The organism is Actinomadura fibrosa, from assembly GCF_900659615.1.
Lineage (GTDB): Bacteria > Actinomycetota > Actinomycetes > Streptosporangiales > Streptosporangiaceae > Spirillospora > Spirillospora fibrosa.
Genome location: NZ_CAACUY010000028.1, coordinates 1 through 21168 on the forward strand (window position 1 = coordinate 1; position 21168 = coordinate 21168).

21 protein-coding genes are annotated in these 21168 nt (G+C 73.6%); 9 read left to right on the top strand and 12 right to left on the bottom strand.

Features of this window, described 5'->3' with window-relative positions; genetic code table 11:
- On the top strand, window positions 1-982 hold a 982-nt coding region (locus tag E1300_RS13025), incomplete at its 5' end, for a GMC family oxidoreductase N-terminal domain-containing protein (RefSeq protein ID WP_131757245.1).
- A gap of 21 nt (window positions 983-1003) precedes the next feature.
- Here E1300_RS13025 and E1300_RS13030 read toward each other — a convergent pair.
- Genes E1300_RS13030 through E1300_RS13040 form a run of 3 tightly spaced genes read right to left on the bottom strand, consistent with a single transcriptional unit; the run spans window position 1004 to window position 3595 of the window.
- Window positions 1004-1648: a response regulator gene (locus tag E1300_RS13030; RefSeq protein WP_165502811.1), complete on the bottom strand. Its 645-nt coding sequence runs from the start codon at window positions 1646-1648 to the stop codon at window positions 1004-1006.
- Window positions 1639-2886: a sensor histidine kinase gene (locus E1300_RS13035; protein ID WP_306440653.1), complete on the bottom strand. Its 1248-nt coding sequence runs from the start codon at window positions 2884-2886 to the stop codon at window positions 1639-1641. The genes E1300_RS13030 and E1300_RS13035 overlap by 10 nt, the downstream gene beginning before the upstream one ends.
- Window positions 2870-3595 carry a DedA family protein gene (locus E1300_RS13040; RefSeq protein ID WP_131757246.1) on the bottom strand — a complete coding sequence of 242 codons (726 nt, stop codon included), beginning with the start codon at window positions 3593-3595 and terminating at the stop codon, window positions 2870-2872. The genes E1300_RS13035 and E1300_RS13040 overlap by 17 nt, the downstream gene beginning before the upstream one ends.
- Window positions 3596-3921: 326 nt before the next feature.
- Between E1300_RS13040 and E1300_RS13045 the strand changes: the two genes are divergently transcribed.
- Entirely contained in the window at window positions 3922-4737 is an 816-nt protein-coding gene (locus E1300_RS13045; protein WP_131757247.1) for an SAM-dependent methyltransferase, read from the top strand.
- A gap of 392 nt (window positions 4738-5129) precedes the next feature.
- Here E1300_RS13045 and E1300_RS13050 read toward each other — a convergent pair whose 3' ends face one another.
- Entirely contained in the window at window positions 5130-5363 is a 234-nt protein-coding gene (locus E1300_RS13050) for a hypothetical protein (protein WP_131757248.1), read from the bottom strand.
- A 394-nt stretch (window positions 5364-5757) separates the two neighbouring features.
- Between E1300_RS13050 and E1300_RS13055 the strand changes: the two genes are divergently transcribed.
- Both E1300_RS13055 and E1300_RS13060 read left to right on the top strand, forming a co-directional pair.
- Window positions 5758-6255, top strand: a complete 498-nt coding sequence (locus E1300_RS13055; RefSeq protein ID WP_242619122.1) for a hypothetical protein — start codon at window positions 5758-5760, stop codon at window positions 6253-6255.
- A 136-nt stretch (window positions 6256-6391) separates the two neighbouring features.
- Window positions 6392-6598 carry a DUF5999 family protein gene (locus E1300_RS13060; RefSeq protein WP_131757249.1) on the top strand — a complete coding sequence of 69 codons (207 nt, stop codon included), beginning with the start codon at window positions 6392-6394 and terminating at the stop codon, window positions 6596-6598.
- Window positions 6599-6668: 70 nt separating this feature from the next.
- Here the strand turns inward: E1300_RS13060 and E1300_RS13065 are convergent, their stop codons facing one another.
- Both E1300_RS13065 and E1300_RS13070 read right to left on the bottom strand, forming a co-directional pair.
- A complete protein-coding gene (locus tag E1300_RS13065) occupies window positions 6669-8831 on the bottom strand; it encodes a molybdopterin-containing oxidoreductase family protein (RefSeq protein WP_131757250.1) in 2163 nt (720 codons plus the stop codon).
- A 62-nt stretch (window positions 8832-8893) separates the two neighbouring features.
- Complete coding sequence (locus E1300_RS13070) at window positions 8894-9595, bottom strand: YdcF family protein (RefSeq protein WP_131757251.1); 702 nt, start codon at window positions 9593-9595, stop codon at window positions 8894-8896.
- A gap of 98 nt (window positions 9596-9693) precedes the next feature.
- Between E1300_RS13070 and E1300_RS13075 the strand changes: the two genes are divergently transcribed.
- Window positions 9694-9981, top strand: coding sequence for a hypothetical protein (locus E1300_RS13075; RefSeq protein WP_131757252.1), 288 nt, complete (start codon window positions 9694-9696; stop codon window positions 9979-9981).
- A gap of 174 nt (window positions 9982-10155) precedes the next feature.
- Window positions 10156-12177 (top strand): SNIPE associated domain-containing protein, encoded by a 2022-nt coding sequence (locus tag E1300_RS13080; protein WP_131757253.1) that lies wholly within the window; start codon window positions 10156-10158, stop codon window positions 12175-12177.
- Between the two features lie 21 nt (window positions 12178-12198).
- On the opposite strand, the gene E1300_RS13085 is transcribed toward E1300_RS13080, so the two are convergent.
- From E1300_RS13085 to E1300_RS13095, 3 genes are all read right to left on the bottom strand, one after another.
- The gene (locus E1300_RS13085) at window positions 12199-13143 is read right to left on the bottom strand and encodes a ribose-phosphate diphosphokinase (protein ID WP_131757254.1); all 945 of its coding nucleotides are present in this window, start codon (window positions 13141-13143) and stop codon (window positions 12199-12201) included.
- 76 nt (window positions 13144-13219) lie between these two features.
- Complete coding sequence (locus E1300_RS13090; protein ID WP_131757255.1) at window positions 13220-13633, bottom strand: nuclear transport factor 2 family protein; 414 nt, start codon at window positions 13631-13633, stop codon at window positions 13220-13222.
- A gap of 66 nt (window positions 13634-13699) precedes the next feature.
- Window positions 13700-14470 (bottom strand): ArsR/SmtB family transcription factor, encoded by a 771-nt coding sequence (locus E1300_RS13095; protein ID WP_131757256.1) that lies wholly within the window; start codon window positions 14468-14470, stop codon window positions 13700-13702.
- 216 nt (window positions 14471-14686) lie between these two features.
- Here E1300_RS13095 and E1300_RS13100 point away from each other — a divergent pair, with 216 nt between their 5' ends.
- Both E1300_RS13100 and E1300_RS13105 read left to right on the top strand, forming a co-directional pair.
- Window positions 14687-15577 carry a helix-turn-helix domain-containing protein gene (locus E1300_RS13100; RefSeq protein WP_131757257.1) on the top strand — a complete coding sequence of 297 codons (891 nt, stop codon included), beginning with the start codon at window positions 14687-14689 and terminating at the stop codon, window positions 15575-15577.
- A 170-nt stretch (window positions 15578-15747) separates the two neighbouring features.
- On the top strand, window positions 15748-16668 hold the full coding sequence (locus E1300_RS13105; protein ID WP_131757258.1) for a hypothetical protein: 921 nt from the start codon (window positions 15748-15750) through the stop codon (window positions 16666-16668).
- Window positions 16669-16675: 7 nt separating this feature from the next.
- Here the strand turns inward: E1300_RS13105 and E1300_RS13110 are convergent, their stop codons facing one another.
- Window positions 16676-17002, bottom strand: a complete 327-nt coding sequence (locus tag E1300_RS13110; RefSeq protein ID WP_131757259.1) for a putative quinol monooxygenase — start codon at window positions 17000-17002, stop codon at window positions 16676-16678.
- 55 nt (window positions 17003-17057) lie between these two features.
- Here E1300_RS13110 and E1300_RS13115 point away from each other — a divergent pair, with 55 nt between their 5' ends.
- Window positions 17058-17360 (top strand): ArsR/SmtB family transcription factor, encoded by a 303-nt coding sequence (locus E1300_RS13115; protein WP_131757260.1) that lies wholly within the window; start codon window positions 17058-17060, stop codon window positions 17358-17360.
- On the opposite strand, the gene E1300_RS13120 is transcribed toward E1300_RS13115, so the two are convergent.
- Window positions 17357-18160 carry an SAM-dependent methyltransferase gene (locus E1300_RS13120; protein WP_207399688.1) on the bottom strand — a complete coding sequence of 268 codons (804 nt, stop codon included), beginning with the start codon at window positions 18158-18160 and terminating at the stop codon, window positions 17357-17359. The genes E1300_RS13115 and E1300_RS13120 overlap by 4 nt on opposite strands.
- Before the next feature lie 146 nt (window positions 18161-18306).
- The gene (locus E1300_RS51505) at window positions 18307-21141 is read right to left on the bottom strand and encodes a PepSY domain-containing protein (RefSeq protein ID WP_207399689.1); all 2835 of its coding nucleotides are present in this window, start codon (window positions 21139-21141) and stop codon (window positions 18307-18309) included.
- Window positions 21142-21168 lie beyond the last annotated feature (27 nt).

The following is a 21168-nucleotide window of genomic DNA, read 5'->3' on the forward strand; positions in this document are numbered from 1 at the left end:
CAACGCGCCCGGCTGCGCGGGCAGCGGACAGTGCGCCGCCGGATGCCCGCACAACGCGAAGAACGGCGTCCACCTCAACGCGCTCCCGCAGGCGTGCGCGGCGGGCGCGCGGATCGTGACGCGGGCGCGCGTGGAGCGGATCCTCGTGGAGCGCGGGACGGCGACCGGCGTCCGCGCGCGCCGTCCCGACGGGTCGGCCTTCGAGATCCTCGCCCCGCGCGTCGTCGTCGCGGCGGGCGCCACGCAGACGCCTCCGCTGCTGCGGCGGTCCGGCCTCGGCGGGCATCCGGCGCTCGGCCGCGGCATGGCGGTCCACCCGGCCACCAACCTGGCCGGGCGCTTCGCCGAGCCCGTCGTGGCGTGGACGGGCGTCATGCAGAGCGTGGGCATCGAGGAGCTGCACGCCGACGGCATCCTGATCGAGGCCACGGCGAGCCCGCCCGGCATGAGCTCCTTCCCGCTGCCCGGCACCGGCCGGGCGCTGCGCCGCGAGCTCGCGAGCGCCGACCGGCTCGCGGTGCTCGGCGCGATGATCGCGGACGCGCCGTCCGGCCGGGTGCACGGCGCCCGGCACCGCCCGCTGCTCCGCTACGACCTCGCCCCGGACGACGCCGGACGCCTCCGCCGCGCGCTCGTCGCGATGGGCCGGGTGCTGTTCGCGGCGGGCGCCGAGGAGGTCCTCACCGGCCTGCCCCGGCACCCGGCCGCCCGGACCGCCGCGGAACTCGCGGACGCGGTCGCCGGCACGCCCGCGGCCGACCTGCACCTCGCCGGGTTCCACCCGACCGGCACCGCGAAGCTGGGCGCCGACGCGGAAGCGGCACCCGTCGCGCCGGACGGGCGGCTCCGCGGCGTGCGGGGCGTCCACGTCGCCGACGCGTCCGTCCTGCCGACCTGCCCGGAGGTCAACCCGCAGCTCACCGTGATGGCGATGGCCCTGCGCATCGCCGAGGGCATCGCCGAGGGCGCCGCCGGAACGTGACGGCGAGGGTCCGGTGGCGGTTCAGGAGCCGAGGTAGCGGAGGACGGCCAGCACGCGGCGGCTGTAGCCGGTCGCGCGCGACAGGTCGAGCTTGTCGAAGATCGCGTTGACGTGCTTCTCGACCGCGCTCTGCGAGATGTGGAGCTGCGCCGCGACCGAGGCGTTCGTGTGGCCCTGCGCCATGTGGTCCAGGACGTCCCGCTCCCGGGGCGTCAGGCGGCTCAGCGGGTCCACGTGCGTGCTTCGCTTCAGCAGCTGGCGCACCACCTCGGGGTCGAACGCCGCACCGCCCGCGCCGACCCGGTCGAGCGCGTCGAGGAACTCGTCCACCTGCGCGACGCGGTCCTTCAGCAGGTAGCCGACGCCGGTGGTGTCGGACGTGAGCAGCTCGGTCGCGTAGCGCTTCTCCACGTACTGCGACAGCACCAGCACCCCGACCTCCGGCCAACGCCGCCGGATCTCCAGCGCGGCGCGCAGCCCCTCGTCAGTGTGGGTCGGCGGCATCCGCACGTCCACGACCACGACGTCCGGCGGGCCGGCCGCCACCGCCGCGAGCAGCGCGTCGCCGTCGCCGACGGCCGCGGCGACCTCGTGCCCCTCCTCGGCCAGCAGGCGGACCAGGCCCTCGCGCAGCAGCGTCGAGTCCTCCGCGAGGATCAGCCGCACGGCAGCTCCGCGGTGATCACGGTCGGGCCGCCGGGCGGGCTGTCCACGCCGAACGTCCCGTCCAGCGCCGCCACCCGCCGGGCCAGGCCCGCCAGGCCGCCGCCGTGCGGGTCGGCTCCCCCGGTCCCGTCGTCCTCGATGCGCACGCGCACCATCCTCGCGCACCCCGCGCGCTCGTGCGCGGCGACCCGGACCTCCACTCGCCCGGCGCCGGAGTGCTTCGCCGCGTTCGTCACGGCCTCGCACACCACGAAGTAGGCGGCCGTCTCGACCGCGTGCGGCGGGCGCTCCGGAAGGTCGTAGCCGATCGCCACGGGCAGCGGCGACCGCTCCGCCACCGTCTCCAGCGCCGCCCGCAGCCCCTCGCCGTCCAGCGCCGCCGGATACACCCGCCAGCTCACCTCGCGGAGGTCGCCGAGCGCGCGCTGCGCCTCCTCGTGCGCCTGCCTCAGCAGGACGGCCGCGCGCTCCGCGTCGCCCGCCGCCCGGCGGGCGCGGCCGATCAGCATCCCCAGCGCGACGAGCCGCTGCTGCACGCCGTCGTGCAGGTCGCGCTCGATGCGGCGGCGCTCGTCGTCCACCGCCTCCACCACCTGCGCCCGGGTGACCGACAGCTCCGCGATGCGGCGCTCGTACTCCGCCAGCGGGGACGGCCCGAGGCAGCGCCGCGCCACGGCACGCTCCAGCGCCACGACGCCGACGAGGCCCTGCGCGGCCAGGAACGCCAGCACCAGCCCCGCCGCGGTCAGATAGAGGACGATCCACCACTCCGGCGCGATGCCGTCCACGTAGTCGCCGGTGACCCACCATCCCCACGCCAGCCCGGCCGCCTCCTCCGCCCCGTACGCGAGGAGCAGCAGGATCAGCCCGCCGAGCAGCCCCACCGGCACCCGCAGGACGAGGTAGGCGAGCGCCCGCAGCGGCCCGTACTCGGCGGGTCTCCCCTCCCCCAGGAACGCCGCGAGCCGCCGCCGCTCCAGCTCCGCGAGCCGCAGCGCGCCGTCCCCGACCGACCGCGGCACCGTCCGGCGGCCGCGCGAGAAGGCCAGCGCGTACACCATGACCGGCGCCGCCACCAGCAGCAGCCCCAGCTCCGCGCCCGCGGAGCAGGCGCCGAGCGCGAGGCCGACCACGGCGCGCGCCACCGCGCCCGCTCTCCGCCGCAGGCCACTGCCACCGTCTCCGTGCTCCGGGCCGGGCGGCGGTGCGGTGGCCTGGCCGTCAGAAGATGCGATCACGTTCGAGTTCTCTCATCCCTTGCTTCTCCGCCCGATGCGCCCCGGGCTCCTTCCCCGCCCGCCGTGACCTCACGATACGGACGGCGACGAACGCCAGCGCCCCGGCCGCCACCAGCGCGACGACCAGCTTGGAGTAGATCCCGACGTACTGCTCCACCGTCCGCCAGTTGTCGCCCAGCCCGTATCCGGCGAGGACGAACGCCGTGTTCCACAGCAGGCTGCCCAGCGCCGTGTACAGCAGGAACGTGCCCATCCGCATCCGCTCCACCCCGGCCGGGACGGAGATCAGGCTGCGGAAGATCGGGATCATGCGGCCGAAGAACACCGCCTTGGCGCCGTGCCGCGCGAACCACGCCTCCGTCCGGTCGAGGTCGGCGAGCTTCACCAGCGGCAGCCGCGCCACCAGCCGCCGGATCCGGTCCCGGCCGATCAGCGCGCCGATCCCGTAGAGCGCCAGCGCGCCCGCGACGGACCCGGCCGTCGTCCACAGCAGCGCCGCGACCAGGCTCATCCGCCCCTGCGCCGCGGTGAACCCGGCGAGCGGCAGGATCACCTCGCTCGGCAGCGGCGGGAACAGGTTCTCCAGCGCGATCGCCAGCCCGGCGCCGGGGGCGCCCATCCGGTCCATCAGTCCGGTGGCCCAGCCCGCGATGCCGCCCGCCGGCTCGGTCCCGGCCGCCGCGGTGAGGAGGTGCGTCGTCTCGATCATGCCTACGACGCTAGGAATCCGGGGGGTGCCGCCACCATGGAGCGCACCGCCCGGACGACCGGCCGCGCGCCGCACCCCCGCCCTGCGGAAAACCGCACCCCGCGGATCGACACCCGCGCCCGCAGGAACCCGCGCCCGCGTGCATCGGGAGGTCGAACGCCACGGATGGGCCGAAACCGCCACCTGGCAGGGCAAGGCAGTCCTAGGCTGTGCTCACAGCGCTCCCAGGCACCGCGGGATGCCAGGCGCCACGCGAGCGCGTCGCCACCGGCCAGGTGCGAGAGCGTCGTCACCGCCGCCGCCGGGCCGGGAACGAAAGGAGCACCGTGGTCGAGGACATCCCGGAGGAGGCCCCTCCCGGCATCGACACCTCCACGCCCAGCTTCGCCCGCGTGTACGACTACTTCCTCGGCGGCAAGGACAACTTCGCCGTCGACCGGCAGGTGGCCGACATGGTGATGCAGCTCGTCCCGGAGGCCCCCGTGGTCGCCCAGGGCAACCGCGTCGCGATCGGACGCGCGGTGACCTACCTAGCGGGCGAGGCCGGGATCGACCAGTTCGTCGACATCGGCTCGGGGCTGCCCACGTCCAGCAACGTCCACCAGTACGCCCGGGACGCCTCGCCCAGCGCGCGCGTCGTCTACGTGGACAACGACCCGATCGTGCTGGCCCACGGCCGGGCGCTGCTCAGCGAACCGGGCGTGGCCACGTTCATCCAGGGCGACCTGTACGAGCCCGACAAGATCTTCGCGGACGAGGCGCTGACCGCGCTCATCGACCTGGACCGGCCCGTCGGCGTCATCCTGGCCGCGATCATCCACCACGTGCCGGACGAGCGGGACCCGGCGGGCGTCGTCCGCGGGCTGCTGCGGTTCCTGCCGCGCGGCAGCCACGTCATGCTCACCCACCTGCACGACTCGGGCGACGACCCGCGCGTGGAGGAGGCCAAGCGCGTCCTCCAGTCGGGGCTCGGCGGGTCCTACTTCCGCCCGGCCTCGGAGATCGAGCGGTTCATGGACGGGCTCACGATCCTCGAACCGGGAGTGGCCCACGTGACCGAGTGGCGGCCGAACGGGCCGCCGGGACCGCTGGAGCATCCCCTGCACACGCAGATGGTCGCCGTGCTGGGACGCAAGGACTGACGGCGGCGCGGGACCGGGCCGCCAGGTGCGCGGCGCGCTCCAGCTCGTCCTCGAAGGCGAGCACCACCATCTCCGGGCCGTCGGGCCGCGGCCGGACGAGCAGGTAGGGGATCCCGGCGCGCTCGGCCAGGTAGGCGACGCCGTCCTCGTCGTGCGCGTAGAGCCGGGCGCCGCGGAACCGGGCGAGCACCTCGTCGTACGGGGCGGTCTCCTCGCGCATGCGGGACATTCCCCCATCCCCACGTGTCGCGCCTGTTTCCGACGGGTGAAGGGACGCCCAACTCCGTCCGAGCAACATCCTCGAACGGCAAGGGGGTGAGTCGGCCGCCGCCCAGGAACCTTAGATGGCGGTGGCCGACTCACCCCGGTCTACGACCGGTTACGGACGGTCATCACTGCGTCTGGCCCACACAGGTCCCCGTCTGCTCGCTCCCCACCGGGATCAGGTCGACGGGGATCGCGAGCACGTTGGCGTCGGCGCCGCACAGGCCGATGGGGACGTTGAGCAGGGTGTTGGAGTTGGTGTTGGTGTCGCCGCCGGCGTCGGCCTGGGCCGGGCTCGCGGCGACGAGCACGCCGAGGATCAGGGTCGCCGCACCGACGGCGAGGGGGGCTGCCTTGCGCATGGGAGTCTCCGTTCTGCGGGCCCTGTCGCGGGCCGGTCCGAGGCGAATACCCCGCAACTTCGGAGAGTAATCGATCGGTCACGGAATGCTTGCCATTCGGTCGCCCCGGCGGAAGGTGCGGAAGGGAGGCGGCCTCCGCTCGACCTGCGGATTAAGCGGAGAGTGAAATCCGTGCCGGGCCCGCGGCCGCACGAGGAGGCTCGGCGGACCGGGATCCCGCAGGCAGCGGCGGGTTCCGGGCCATGGCGGCGGCAGGTTTCGGACACCGTGTCCGGCCAAGAAGTTTTTCTGATCGACTTTTCCGTTAAGAGCCCTTCTTGTAGCGTTCGCAGCGTTTTGTGAAGTGAATTCATGATCGGACTTTCCCGCCACGAGATCATGTAAGGACGCCGCGATGCCTCTGGCGACAGGTCTGGCCGCGGCCGCGCTCCTCGGCCTGCTGACGCTGCTGGCCACCGCGCGGCACGGCCGGCGCCGAGACAGCTCCCCCCACGGCCACCCCGAGTCGCTCACGGCGGTCCTCGACCCCGGCGACGAGGAGTACCTCGCCTGGCTGGCCGACCACCACTGGCCCGGTGACGAGTACCTCGACCTGGAGCACGAATGGCGGGTCGAGTTGGGCCTCCTCGACCCGTCCGGGCTCTACGACTCGCCCGAGTGCCCCCAGTGCAACCTCCGCCGCGAGGACGTGTGGCCCTGCCCGGCGTGCGGGCGGCTGCTGCACCCCTCGTGCGGGCACGGCATGCGGCGCCGGAGGGTCGACCGCCCCTACCGGACGCACGGGACCAATCCGGAGGCCGTCATCGGCGAGTGGATCTGCACCGGCTGCGCGTCCGTCGTCGGCCTGGACGTCGACCACGGGGACGAGCAGGACGGCGATCTTCTGCACTGAACGTCCCGAAATGCCCCGCCTTCCGGGCCGCCACACGCCTCGAAAGGTAAAGAATTCCCCATAGACTTGCATATTTCGGACGGGCAGCGGCAGGCTTGAACTATGTCCCTATTACCGGGACGTAGTGGAGGATCCCGTGACCGCACCCGCACCGACCTGCCCGCACGAGCCGCCCTGCCCCGCGTCCGGCGCACCGGACCGGGAGGCCGCCCGCATCGTCGCCCACCACCCCGAGCAGGGGTGGAGCCTCCTCTGCAACGGCACCGTCGTGTTCGAGGACACCGGCGAGCTGCTGCCGGACGGCCGCGCGATCGCACCGCACCGCCCGGCCACCACCGTCTAGAACCGCCGCGCTCCAGACGCCGCCGCCTGCGGAACCCCGCCGCCGCAGGGCGGGCGGTCCCCGTCCGCCCTCAGGCACCCGCCCCCTCAAGCGGCGCGATCCTGATCGGGACGGCGTTCAGCCAGGCCATCCCGGCGAGCCGCTCCAGGTCAGCGGGGTCCGGGGAGGCCAGTACGTTCACGTTCGCGCCGCCCGCCTCGTTCGCCCGGCGCCAGCCGCCCCGGTGCCCCCAGCCGTGCGGGACGGCGACGGTCCCCTCGGTCATCTCGTCGGTGACCCGCGCCGGGATCTCGATGGACCCGTGCGGCGAGGTGATCCGGCAGAGCGTCCCGTCCGCGATGCCGTACTCGGCGGCGTCCTTGGGGCTGATCCGCGCCGCCTGGGCGCGCCCGCCCCGCATCAGCGCCGGGGAGTTGTGCATCCACGAGTTGTGCGAGCGGATCTCCCGGAGGCCGATCAGGCGCAGCGGGAACCCGTCCGGCGGCTCCGCGGCCGCGGCGAGCCGCTCGACCTCCGCGACGATCTCCGGCGGCGCCAGGTGCACGCGCTTGTCCTTGTGGACGATGCGGCGGCGCAGCGTGCCCGTCCGCTGGTGGTCGCCCAGGACGATGCCGTGCGGCGCCTTCCGGAGCCGGCGCAGGCTGAGGCCGCGGCGGCGCAGCCCGTACCAGTCGCCGGCCGGGCCGGTGCGGATCAGGGCGTCCACGAGGAACCGCGGCGAGGGCCGGACGCCGAGGCGGTGCGCGAGCCGCTGGACGCCGAACGCGCCGAGCCCGAGGCCCATCCGGCGGGCCAGCCCCTCGATGATCTCCCATTCCTGGCGGGCCTCGCCGCGCGGCGGGACGACCGCCTCCGTCCACGTCACGTAGGGCGTGAGGTGGTTCTGGAGGAACGGCAGCGGGAAGTCCTCGCGCTCCAGGAACGTGGTGGCGGGCAGCACGTAGTCGGCCTTGCGGCCCGTGTCGCTGACGTAGAGGTCGATGCAGACGAGCAGGTCGAGCTCGTCCATGGCCTCGCCGAGCGCCGTCTCACCGGGGACGCTGAGCAGCGGGTTGCCCGCCGACACCATGAGCGCCCGCAGCCTCCCCGGGCCCGGTGTGGTGATCTCCTCGGCCATGACGCCGGCGGGGAAGGTGCCGAGGACGTCGGGGTAGCCGCCGACGCGCGACCGCGTCCGGCCGTAGGTGGCGAGCCCGGACATCCGCAGGATCTCGTCCACGCGCAGCGGCGCCGCGCCGAACAGCGCGCCGCCGGGCCGGTCGAGGTTCCCGGTGACCAGCGTGACGGCGTCGATGAGGAACGCGGTGAGGGTGCCGTGGCGGCCGAGGCAGGTGCCCGTCCGCCCGTACACGACGGCGCGCCCGGCGCCCGCGAGGTCCCGGGCCAGCCTCCGGGCGTCCTCGGCCGGCACGCCGCTGCGCGCCTCGGTGTCCTCGGGGGCGAAGCCCTCGGCGAGGGACCGCAGCCGGTCGGTGCCGGACGCCTGCCCGGCGCACGCGGCGGCGTCCTCCAGCCCCTCCGCGAAGATCACGTGCAGCAGGGACAGCAGCAGCCAGGCGTCCCCGTCCGGGGCGACGGGCAGGTGCTCGTAGGCCCGCGCGGTCTCGGTGCGGCGCGGGTCGGCGACCACGACCCGGCCGCCGCGGCGCACGATCGCCGACAGGTCCTCGCGGATGCGCGGGGCGGTGATGAGGCTGCCGTGCGACACCAGCGGGTTGGCGCCGAGCATGAGCAGCAGGTCGGTCCGCTTGAGGTCGGGGATCGGGACGAGCACCGGCGCCCCGTAGAGCAGCGCGCTGGCGGCGAAGCGGTTGTTGACGTCCTGCGACCCGGCCGAGTAGACGTGCGGTGACTTGAGCGCGGCCATGAACGAGTTCATCCACAGCGGATGGCTGTAGGAGAACGTCGCCGGGTTCCCGAAGTACCAGCCGATGGACGACCCGCCGTGCTCGCGGCGGATCGCGTTCAGCCGCCTGGCGATGTCGCCGAGCGCCTCGTCCCAGCTCACCCGCTCGAACTCGCCGTCGGGACGGCGACGCAGCGGATGCAGGACCCGGTCGGGGTCGTTCTGCACCTCCGCCATCGCGATGCCCTTCGGGCAGGCGAAGCCCTTGGACAGCGGATGCTCCCGGTCCGGCCGGATCTGGAGCAGCTCACCGTCCCGGACCGTCGCCTCCAGCCCGCAGAGGGGCTCGCAGATCCGGCAGTAAGTGTGCACTTGCATCGTCCGCATGCGCCGATTGTGCACCAACCGCGCCCCCGGCGGGAGGGCCCCCTCCCCCGCCGGAGATCCCCTCACCGGATCACATGGCGGTCGAAACCCAGCCTGGCCAGCTCTTCCATGGCCGCCCACGGCTCCTCCGGAACCGGCATCGGAACCTGGTGGCCGCGCTCCGCGTAGACGACCATGCGCTGGAGGTCTCCGACCATCAACTCGATGAGCTGCCGCTCGTCCCCGCCGTCCCGGTAGGCGTCGTAGCCGAGGTCCGGTCCGGTGACCTGCCACGCGACGTCCGCCCACTGCCGCCGCGCCGTCGCCAGCGCCCGGCGCGTCATGTACGGCTTGGCGACCAGGATCCCCCGCCGCACCGCGATGCCCAGCCGATCCAGCAGCGCCCGGGTCGCGGTGATGTTCTCTCCGGTGTTGGACGCCGTCTCCTCCAGCAGCAGGGCGTCCTCGGGCACTCCCGCCGCCAGGACGACCCGCGCGAACACGCGCGCCTCCGTTTCGTCCCACCCGGCCGTTATTTTGCCATTGCCACCCGAGACCACTACCAGCGGCGCCCGGCCATCGCGCCAAAGCCGCGCCGCGTGCGCCGCCACCCGCGTGTCGTGGCAGCCCAGCGCGAGGAGCACGTCAGCCTTGGAAGGGAGGTCGGTGAGCACGAGATGGTCCCAGACGACCCGGGCCAGCTCGCGGGCCCGTTCGTCCACCGCGGGCGCCGCGCGCCGCCCGTCCCGGTGCCGGGCGGGCCGATCGTCTCCGGAAGTTCGCATGTCGGGCTCCCATCCGATCGATCACTTGGGTAGCGTTCTACTGTTTTGCTACTTACGCAGGAATCGTGCGAAACTCGACCGCGAAAGGACGGGGTGGTGTGATCGCATTCCTGGTCCTCGTGTCACTGGTCGCCCTGTTCGGCCTGTGCCTGCCCAACCTGTTCCGCCCGATGGCCCCGTCCCCCGCCGCGGACGAGTCCCCCGACGACGCCTCGGGCCCGCCGCCCGACGTCCACCCCGAGTCGATGACGGCCGAACTCGACCCCGGCGACGAGGAGTACCTCGCCTGCCTCGCCGACGAGCTGTGGCCCGAGGACGAGTACCTGGAGATGGAGCCCACCTCGGACGGCGAGGAGGAACCGGGCAGCAACAGCAAACACCGCTGACCACGGCTCCCATGTCGCTCCCGCCGCTCCCGTAAACCGCCGCACCGGACGAACCGTCCCACGGTAGTCGGGCGCTCCCCTCGACAGCTCCGGAAGGCGGCGGCACGGGGAGCCCGGCATGTTCGAGTCCGGCCCGCTCCCGCGTCCGCCCTGAGGCGACGTTGCGAGGACGCGATGGCAGTGCGAGACGTGCCAAGGCCCGGCTACATCGGAGTGGACGTCGACCCCGGCGGAACGACACGGCTCTTGCGGCTGTGTCACCTGTTCCTCGGAGAAGGCGAGACGGCCCTGGCGCTTGCCACGACCGTCAAGGCGCTCCCCACCCTCACGCATGTCCTCGTGACCGACCAGAGGATCCTCGGCTTCGCCGCGGAGAAGCTGGCCCAGGAGGGGCCCCGGCAAGAGACGCCCCTGGACGCGGTCGCCGCCGTCGAGCTCCGGCGGTCGTACAAGCAACGCTGGTTCCTCGTGACACGTGACGAGTCGGGCACCGAGACCGACTTCGGCGACCTGCACGAGCAGGACGCTCCTCGCGTCCGCGAACTCATTCAGAGCAGCATCCGGCCGCCGCACCCGAGGCCCGCGGTCCCCGCTCCCGCACAGCCCCCTGCACCGGCACCCGTCTCGATTCCCACGCCGAGTCCGGCCCCTGCGCCCCTCCCGGCCGCCGCACCTCCTTCAGCGCCGGCGCCGGCGCAACCGGGCTGGAGCTACAACCCGCCGCCGACATGGCCCGCACCGCCACCGGGATGGACGCCTTCGCCCGGCTGGCAGCCGGATCCGAGCTGGCCTCCCGCGCCGCCGGACTGGCAGTTCTGGCTGCCTCCAGCACCTCCGGCGGCCCCGGCCGCGGCGATGCCGCCCGCGCCCGCACCGGTGGCCCCGGCACCGGTTCCGCCCGCACCGGCCCGCCCCGCGCTGCCTACTCCCGCGCTGCCTACTCCCGGGCCGCCTGCTTCCGGGCCGTCCAGGAGCATGCCGGGGTTCGGCGGAAGGAAGCAGCGCATCGAGGAGCTGGAGGCGGAGAACGCCGAGCTGCGTACGTGGCTGGAGCGGCTCGGCGGGCTCGGGGCCCGCGAGGTCGCCGCCGAGATCGAGCGGCTGCGCTCGGAGGCGGCCGATGTGGAACGCGAGAAGGAGAAGGCGCGCCTCCGCCTTGAGCGCCTGCGCCGAGAGATCGTCGAGACGGAGGACCTCGCCCTCCTCCAGGAGGCCGGCGTCTATGAGTACCAGCACCCGCTGGCCGATGTCGTCGCCTACAAGGCCGAGCTGGCCCGCGTGAAGGACCGGATCAAGGCGATGGCCCGCAACGGCAAGGCGGTCGTGGCGACGACCGACTGGACGGTCAACGGCTCGGCGAGCCAGGGCGGCAAGATGGTGCGCGATTTCTCCCGTCTGATGCTGCGCGCCTACAACGCGGAGGCGGACAACCTCGTCCGGACGATGCGTCCGTACAGGCTCCAGTCGGCGATCGACAGGCTCGACAGGAGCGCGCAGACGATCGAGCGCCTCGGCAAGACGATGGACATCCGGGTGAGCCGCGAGTACCGCCAGATCCGCGTCAAGGAGCTCGAACTCACGGCGGACCACCTCGCGAAGGCCGAGGAGGAGAAGGAGCGGATCCGCGCCGAACGGGAACGCCAGCGTGAGGAGGAGAAGGCGCGCAGGGACTTCGAGCGTGAGAAGGCGCGGCTGCTGAAGGAACGCTCACACGTCGAGTCCGCCCTCGCCCGCCTGGAGGCCAGGGGTGACGAGGCGGGCGCCGCCGACCTGCGCTCCAGGCTGGCGGACGTCGAGAACGCGATCTCCGACGTCGAGGGCCGTGCGGCCAACGTCCGCGCCGGCTACGTCTACGTCATCTCCAACATCGGCGCGTTCGGGGAGCGCATGGTGAAGATCGGTATGACGCGCCGCCTGGAGCCGATGGACCGGGTCCGCGAGCTCGGCGACGCGTCCGTCCCCTTCCGCTTCGACGTCCACGCGCTCATCTTCAGCGAGGACGCCGTCGGCCTGGAGAACGCCCTCCACCAGGAGTTCGCCGAGCAGCGCGTCAACCGGGTCAACCTCCGCCGCGAGTTCTTCCACGCCACGCCCGCCGAGGTGCGCGGCGTGCTCGAACGCATGGCGGGCAGCCATCTGCTCGAATACACCGAGCTGCCCGAAGCCGCCGAGTACCGCGCGAGCCGCCGCGCCTGACCGGGCGGACGCCGCCGCCGGTCAGGGGGCGTCGAAGAGGGCGCTCACGGACTCGCCGTCGTGGATGCGGCGGACGGCCTCGGCGAGGGCGGGGGCGATCGACAGGACCTGGAGCTTGCCCTCGTGCTCGCCGTCCGGGACGGGCACCGTGTTGGTGCAGACGATCTCCAGGACGTCGGGCTCGGCCGCCAGGCGCTTGAGGGCCCCGGCGGCGAACAGGCCGTGGGTGCAGGCCACCCGGATCGAGCGGGCGCCGAGCTCGCGCAGCCGGTCCAGCAGCTCCAGGACGGTGCTGCCCTTGGCGATCTCGTCGTCCAGCACGATCACGTCGCGGCCGGCGACCTCGCCGATCACGGTGCTGATCACGACGCGGTCGTCGGAGAAGCGCTGCTTGGCGCCGGCGGCGACCCCGACGCCGAGGAGGCGGGCGAACGCGGCGGCCTCCTTGGCGTTGCCGAGGTCCGGCGAGACGACCGTCGTCCGCGACAGGTCGTAGCGGCGGAAGTGCGCGGCCAGCTCGCGCAGCGCGTGCAGGTGGTCGACCGGCACGGAGAAGAACCCGTGCACCTGCGGCGAGTGCAGCGTCATCGCGAGGACGCGGCTCGCGCCGGACGTGACGAGCAGGTCGGCGACGAGGCGCCCGCCGATGGAGATGCGCGGGCGGTCCTTCTTGTCCGAGCGGGCGTAGGAGTAGTGGGGCATCACCACGGTGATGCGGGCGGCGGACGCGCCGCGCGCGGCGTCGCACATCAGCAGCAGCTCGACCAGGTGCTGCTGGACGGGCGCGACGAGCGGCTGGATCAGGAACACGTCGCGCTCGCGGCAGTTGGCCTGGAGCTGCACCTCCATGCAGTCGTTGGCGAACCGGTCGACGCGGACCGGGCTCAGCGGCACCCCCAGATGCGCGCACACCTCGGCGGCCAGCTCGGGGTGTGCACTGCCACTGAAGACGGCGATCTCGCGCACGGGGACGGCTCCACTCGCATCGGATCAGGCGGGCGGCCTCCATGCTAGGGGTGGCGGCGGCTCGGGCGCTTCAAGATCAGGTGGAGTCGCCGCCGTTCAGCGGGACGCGGCGGGCGAGGATCCTGCGGTGGGTGATCCGCCAGCCCTCCGGCAGGCGGACGGCGGTGTCCTCGTAGGTGACGCTGCCGCAGGAGCCGTCGGTGCGGATGCCGATCCCCTTCGAGCGGACGCGGGCCCGGTCGGCGGTCTCGGCCTCGACCACGACGTTGGTGACGTGGTGGCCGACGGGGTTCCCCGCGCCGAGCGCGAGCGCGGCGTCCCGCAGCGCGGCGAGCCCCTCGATCGGCTCGCCGCCGAGATCGGTGACGTCGTAGACGACGTCCTCGGTGAACAGCTCCCGCATGCGGTCGAGCTCGCCGGCGTCGGTGAGATGCCCGTGCAGGGAGACCAGATCGGTGATCGCCAGGCGGTCCTCGATGGTGAACGGCATACCCGTCCTCTCTAAATGGGGAGTTCCCCGTTTAGAGAGGACGGTAGCAGGACGGCACGCCGCCGGTCATTCCTTCTCAAGCAGCGTCTTCAGCGCGGACATGATCTGCGGCCAGCCCTGGCTCACCAGGCCGATCAGCGCCGTGCCCGGCTTCCCGGCGTCGTGCAGGACGGTGAGCTTGACCGACGTGTCCTTGGGTTCGAGCTCGAAGGTCACCTTGGACCGGGGGTCGCTCGACAGGTCGGCCAGCATGTCGTCGGCCACGCCGTTGGCCTCGGCCCACTCGGGCGTGAACGTGTGCCACGTGTAGGCCAGTCTCCGGTAGGGCTCGGCCTCCAGGACGACCTGGTCCGGGTGGCTGATCGTCACGCCGTTCTCCGTCCAGGTGATCGGCGACCCCGGCTTCCAGTCGGTGTCGAAGGCGACGCCCCAGTACCGGGCCGTGAAGGCCGGGTCGGTCAGCGCCTCCCAGAGCCGCTCCGGCGTGGTCTCGATCCAGATCGTGTAAACGAACGCGCTGTCGGACACGGTCGCTCCTTCCAGAGCCGTCTTCAGATCGGTCAGCGCCCGCGCCCGCTCCCGGTCGTACCGGCTGATCCAGCGGTCGGCGATGGCGTTGATCGGCACCGCGTTGAGGTAGTGCAGCTTCTCGCGGCCCCGCCGCACCGTCGTCACGAGGTTCGCGGCCTCCAGCACCGCCAGGTGCTTGCTGACCGACTGCCTGGTCATGTCGAGCCCGGCGCACAGGTCCCGCAGGCTCTGCCCGTTCCGGGCGTTGAGACCGTCCAGCAGCCGGCGCCGGCTCGGATCGGCCAGCGCTTTGAACACCTCGTCCACGGCGACTCCCCAACACGCAACCATTTGGTTGCCTATCGGCACCATAGGCAACCGACGGGTTGCCTGTCAAGATGGCCGTTCGCTCGCCGTCTGTGCTGGTCGGCGCGGTTCTCGGACGAAGCCGAATGAGAAAGCATCCGACAGAACGGAAGGCGCCGCCCGCACTGGGCTACGGTTTGCGAAGGCCCTTACGGCGATCCCGTGCAGGAAGCGGACATGAGCACAGCTGCAGTCGAGCCAGCCGGCGGTGGATCCCACGAGGCGTGGGAGGCCGGGCCGACGGTCGCCCGGATGGTGCTCGGCGCGCAGCTCCGGCGGCTGCGCGAGGCGGACGGGTACAGCCGCGACGAGGCCGGGGACGCCCTCTGCCGGACCGGCGCGTGGATCCGCGACCTGGAACTCGGGCGCGCCAGGCTCGCGCTGCGCGACGTCGCCGCCCTGTGCACGGCCTACGGCCTCACCGACCGGGCCGCGCGCGCGACCCTGCTCGGGCTCGCCCGGCAGGCGAACGCGCCCGGCTGGTGGTCGGCGTTCCAGGACGTGATCCCGCCCTGGTCGGAGGCGTACATCGGGCTGGAGCAGTCCGCCAGCGTGATCCGCACGTACGAGACGCAGATCGTCCCGGAACTGCTGCAGACGGAGGCGTACGCCCGCGCGCTGCTGGCCCGGCGGCACTCGGAACGGGACGCCGAGCGGATCGTCCGGCTGCGGATGCGGCGGCAGGGCATCCTGCACCGGACCCGCCCGGTGCGGCTCTGGGCGGTGATCGACGAGGCCGCCCTCCGGCGCGCGTTCGGCAGCCGTCCGGTCGCGTTCGGCCAGCTGGAGCACCTCATCGACATGTGCGACCTGGCGCACGTGACGCTCCAGGTCCTGCCGCTGGACGCGGAGGCCCCGGCCGTCTCCGGGGGGACGTTCACGCTGCTGCGCCCGCCCGAGCGCGAGCTCCCCGACGTCGTCTACGTGCAGCGCCTCAACGGCGCGATGTACCCGGCCGACGCCGATGCCGTGGCCTCCTACTGGCACGCCATGAACCGGCTCGTGCTGAAGGCCGCGCCCGCCCGGTCCACGCAGCCGATCCTGCTGAGGATCCTGCGGGGGCTGTGACGCCCGCCGGGAGGAGGTACCTCGAACCCGGGCGACGGATCATGTCCCGCGCCCCCGTACAGAACAAGACAGGACACCTCATGCGCGCAGCCGCCTGCAAAGCGTGGGTACGGCTGGCACCATGAGCGACGGGACACCATGGTCTGCACGGGCGACGAGAGCGGCTCACCATGATCGACGATAGTGCGCGACCCGGCGGGTCGGAGGACTTCATCGCGGCGCTCAACGCGTTCTACGTGTCGTGCAACCGGCCGCCCTACCGCAAGCTCGCGGAGCTCTCCGAGCAGCTGAGCGACCTCTACGGCAAGCGCGGCCTGCCCGTCCTGTCGGCGACCGCCGTGTTCGAGGTGCTGGCGGGCCGGCGCAAGCGGCTGCCGTCCTCGGCCTGGGTCGCCTCGTTCATCCTCTGCTGCCAGCGCCGGGCCTGGGAGACGGGCGTCCTCCCCGTCGACCCGGGCATCGAGGCGCTGCCCTCCTGGCAGGCCAGGCTGCGCGCCGCGCACGGGCCGCCGGCCCCGCGCCGCGGCGACCGCTCGTCCGCCGCATGCGAGACCGCGGTTCCCGGTGGCCGCGCGCCCTCCGTGCCCGGCGCCCGTACGCCGCCGGACGCCGAGACCGACCCCGCCGTCCCGCTCCGCCTCACCCCGTCACACCGGGCGGCCATCGCCGACTACGGCGAGCACGGGCGGGAGCTCCTCGACCGCGCGCCGACCGGCGAGCCCGACGCCGTCTACCGCATCGCGGTACTGATCGGCACCGACCCGGCGCGCGTCCCGGAGGCCGCGGCGCTGCTCATCGAGGCGGCGGCGGGCGGCCATCCCGGCGCCCTCGACCTGCTGGACGCCGGCTCCGGCGACCTCGACCACCGCCACGCCGCCGCGCACGCCTACCGGCTCGGCGAGGCCGCGGCCCGCACGGGCTCCCCCGCGACGGCGCTCGCCTACTACCGGGCCGCCGTCCAGGGCGGCCGCCTCGACGCCGCCTTCAAGATCACCGAGATCCTCCAGGACGCCGGAACGGAGGCCCCCGCCTCCTGGCTCGCCCCCGCCGGAGACCACCGGAACACCGAACCCCCACCCCACAACACCTGACGGAAGATCAGGTGGGGGCGCTGAGCGGGGTCAGCCAGTGGATCTCCAGGTCCTCGCGCAGGTACTCCAGGCGGCGCCGCTGGAAGTCGGCGAGCTCGGGCCGCGCCAGGTGCGCGCGGAGGTCGTCGGCCGAACGCCACAGCTCGTAGAACACCAGCGTGCCCGGGTCGGCCGCGTCGCGGTGGACTTGGTACTGGAGGGCGCCCGGCTCGGCCCTGGTCGGTTCCACGAACGACAGCAGCAGCCGCTCCAGCTCCTCCGCCCGCTCGGGCCGGGGACGGGCGAAACCGTAGACGCCGACGGGACCGCCGGTCTCAGGTACGACGATTGTCATACCTTGGACGCTAGCGAGCACCAAGGTACGATGCAAGTCGTACCTAGGGGGTGGGATGGATCTCGGGAAGGTGTTCGCCGCGCTGGCCGACGACTCGCGGCGGCGGGTCGTGGCCGAGCTCGCGGCCGACCCCGGCGGCGGCGAGCGCGCGTGCGGCTCCTTCGACCTGCCGGTGAAGAAGGCCACGCGGACGCACCACTTCCGGGTGCTGCGCGAGGCGGGGCTGATCGTCCAGCGCGACCACGGCAACGGCAGCGCCGTCTCGCTGCCGAGGGCCGACATCGAGGAGCACCTGCCCGGCCTGCTGGCGCTGCTGGTCGAGGAGCTCGGCCCCCGGCCGGGCGCCGGCTCCGCCTAGGGCTTGCGGCCGACCGCGCCGAACGCGTCCACGGCCTCGGGGGCGTCCCCGACGGTGACCTCCGGCCGCCACTCGGTCACCGACACCACGCCGGGCTCCAGCAGTTCGAGCCCGTCGAAGAAGCGGGCGATCCCCTCGGGCGAGCGCAGCACCAGCGGCGCGTTCCCCGAGGCGTTCCAGACCTCGACGATCCGGTCGGACGCGGCGCCGTGCACGACGTTCGTCCCGTCGTACATGGCCAGGAAGCTCCCGGACGGCAGCGCCGCGACGAGGCGCCGGACGATCCCGTACGCCTCCTCGTCGTCGGTGATGAACTCCAGGATGCCCATCAGCGTGAGCGCGATGGGACGGGAGAAGTCGAGCGTCCGCTCGGCCGCCTCCAGGATGCGGTCGGGCTCGCGCAGGTCGGCGTCGATGTACGCGGTCGCGCCCTCCGGCGTGCTGGTGAGCAGGGCCTGCGCGTGGGCCAGCACGAGCGGGTCGTTGTCGACGTAGACGATCCGGGACTCGGGCGCCGCGCGCTGGGCGACCTCGTGGGTGTTGTCGACCGTCGGCAGGCCCGTCCCGACGTCGATGAACTGGCGGACGCCCTCCTCGGCCGTCAGGTGCCAGACGACGCGGTTCAGGAACAGCCGGGACGCGCGGGCCAGCCGCGCGACGTCCGGGAGCATGGTCAGGATCTGGTCGCCGACCTCCCGGTCCACGGGATAGTTGTCCTTGCCGCCCAGCCAGTAGTTCCAGATGCGGGCCACGTGGGAAACGCTCGTGTCGATCTCGGGCGCGGGTCCGTGCTCGCTCATGCGCCGCCCTTCCGCGGAGGTTAGCCGGACCCCCATCCTGTCCCGGGACGCGGCGCGGCGACAGCGATTCGCGCACGGCCGCCGCGCCCTGATCCCTCCCCCGCTCCGCTCTGTGGTCTCCTTGGCCGTACCCGGGCCGGGTGCTATCAGTCCTTGACCACGGTGTTCGCGGAGATCCGCGCCGTCGCCGCGTCCAGGGTGACCCGGTGCCGCGTGCCGTCCGCCGCCGCGACGCGGGCCTCCCAGGCCGCGCCGTCCCGCCGCCGCTCGAACTCCAGCGAGGTCACCCGTCCCGGAACGGCCTTGAGCGCGACGTCGGCGGCCGCCGCGGCGGTGACCTTCGCGTTCCGCAGCGCTGCCGCGCCGTCCGCGGACCTTCCTTCGTGGCCGCGGTGGCGCCCGTGGTCATCGCCGTGATCGTCGCCTCGGTCGTGCCCGTGGTCGTCGCCGTGGTCGTCGTCGCGTCCGCGGTCGTCCCCGCGGTCGCGCGGCTCGTTGGTCAGGACCTTGCCCGTGCCGGAGTCGACGACGACCTCCCGCCAGGTGCCGTCCTGCCGGGCGAAGGCGGCCACGCTGTCGGCGGCGGCGAGGCCGGCGCGCTCGGCGAGGCGCCGCCAGTGGGCGGCGAAGTCCGGGCGCGCGAGCGGACGCGGCGGCTCGGGCCTCGACGTGTCGGGCAGCGGCGAGCTCTCGCGCGGGTCCTTGGGGGTCCTCGGGAGCTGGGCCAGTGCCTGGACCTCGTCGGTGTAGGGCAGGTCGTAGCGATACTGGACGGGCAGGCCGAGCGCGGGGTCGCTCTGCGGCGGGTCGCCGTCGGGGCGGGGATCGAGCACCAGGCCGGGCAGCGAGAGCGCCACGAGGGGCAGGTCGAACAGCTTGTCCGACTCCGTGCCGAGCCATTCGCGGGCGGGCGCGGAGGTGCCGCCGTAACGCGGCCAGCCCGCGGCGCCGTCCGCGGTGAAGCGCCACTCCTTCGGCAGGTCCAGGCCGTCCTGGCGGATCACCGGCAGCTCGAACGGGACGAGCTGGCGGCCGGCGATCGGCACGTTGGGCGGGCTGACGCTCTGGGTGAGCGCGAGGGCCTGCACCATCGGCAGGGTCGGGTGGCGGCGCCAGACGAGGGGCAGCGCGGCGCCGAGGGTGTCGGGCGGCAGCGCGCCGCTGTTCACCAGGGTCCGCAGGAGCACCGGGTCGGCGCCGTACTGGAAGGCCCAGGCGCCGAGGCCGGCCGAGGGGGCGGACTCGCTCCGCGCCTCGAAGCCGATCGCGTCGAAGGCGAGCCGCACGAGGGGCGGGAACAGCTCGCGCCCGGTGACGGTGCGGAGGGGGACGGTCGCCAGGCCGCCGATCCAGTCGTCGAAGCCGGGCAGGGCGTCGGCCGCGGTGGGCGCCTCGGTGCTCAGCCAGAACAGGCCGCTGACCGCCACCTCGGGTGCGTCCAGTGCCACGTCGGCGGACTGGAGCTGGAATCCCCCGCCGACCGGGCCCAGCACCCATGTGGCGGTCATGCGCTGGGCCGCGGCGAGGGTGAGGCTCCAGGGCTGCTCGCCGGGGACCCGGCCGAGCCCGGCCGGATCGTCGTTGCCGAAGCTGACGGCGCCGCGCAGCAGGTTGCCGGGCACCGGGGCGGGCTCCTGCCGGGCCGCGCCCGCGTCGAGGTAGATCTGCTCGGACAGGTTGGGCAGCGGGAGCTGGGCCCAGCCGTCGTCCAGCGGAGTGAAACCCCACAGCACGGGCGGCGCGACCGGCCCGGTCTCGCCCTGCGCCGGCCGGCTCCAGGACGGTTCGGGCAGCAGCAGCGTGGCGCGGAGCCGGCGCGCGGCCTCGTTCGGGTCGAAGGCGAGCGAGGTGGCGCCGAGGGTGACCCGCTCGCTCCAGCCGGTGCCGTCCCGGTCGGCGTCGTAGCCGAACGTGCCCGCGGGACCGGCGGGCGGGCCGCCCGCCGCCAGCTGCACCCGCAGTTTCGTGCCGTCGGCGGCCACGCGGGCGCTGGTGGGCGTGATCCGGGCGAGCGTGTCCGGCTGCGCGGCCGGATCGTAGGGGCGGCGGTCGGACAGCAGCACGGCGAACTCGTCGCCCGCGAAGCCGATCGGACGCGTGCCGGGCTGCTCCTGCCAGGGCGCGATCTCCCAGAACAGGCGCGGGACGGAGAGCGGGTCGGCGAGCTCCAGGGTGGCCCACCCGGGTGCGGGGACCGGCTCGGCCAGGCCGTTCAGCGGGTTGTTGGGGTTGACGTAGCGGTTGAAGCGGCGCCAGGAGTCGATGATCGCCACCCGTTCGGCCGCGGTCAGCCGCTCGGCCTCGATCGTCATCCGGAAGCCGCGCACCCGCGTCCCCGCCGCCGGTTCGGGGTCGGGGACGAGCCGGGCCAGCTGGAACACGGCGGTGACCTGCGCGCTGTCCCACAGCAGGCGGACCTTCCCGCAGACCGACAGGCCGCCGGAGTGGACGGAGAGGGCGCCGAGCAGGCGGGCCGGGCCGGTGCGCTGGGTGATCGCCGCCGTGTCGAGCCCCAGTGCCGTGTACAGCTTCTGGGTGGCGCCGGCCTGGGCCGTCATCGGATCGAGGACGATCTCCCCGCCGAGGCAGGTGAAGGCCGGCAGCTTGCCGGCCGCGTTCTTGGGCCAGCCGTCGGGCGGGGCCTGGAGGAGCAGCAGGCTGGCGGTGCCGGCGGTGATCGCGGCCCGGATCGCCTGCGGCGACAGCTTGCCGTCGGGCTTGTTCCCGCCGCGCTTCCACACGTACTGCGGCGTGCTCCCGTTGGTCGGGCTGATCGTGACGCTGGTGGCGTAGACCAGCGCCAAGACGGAGCCCGGCAGCAGCACACCGTCCTCGCCGACCGCCTGCCGCGGTGTCGTGTCCGCGAACAGGGTGCGGAACGCGAAGTCGGTGACCGGATCGGCCAGCCGGATCACGTCGGCCTCGGCCGCCCAGAACGGGCCGGAGATCTTCAAGCTCGGCAGCTCGGGAAGGGTCGTCATCTGCTGCTCCTGGTCCGCTCTCGGCCT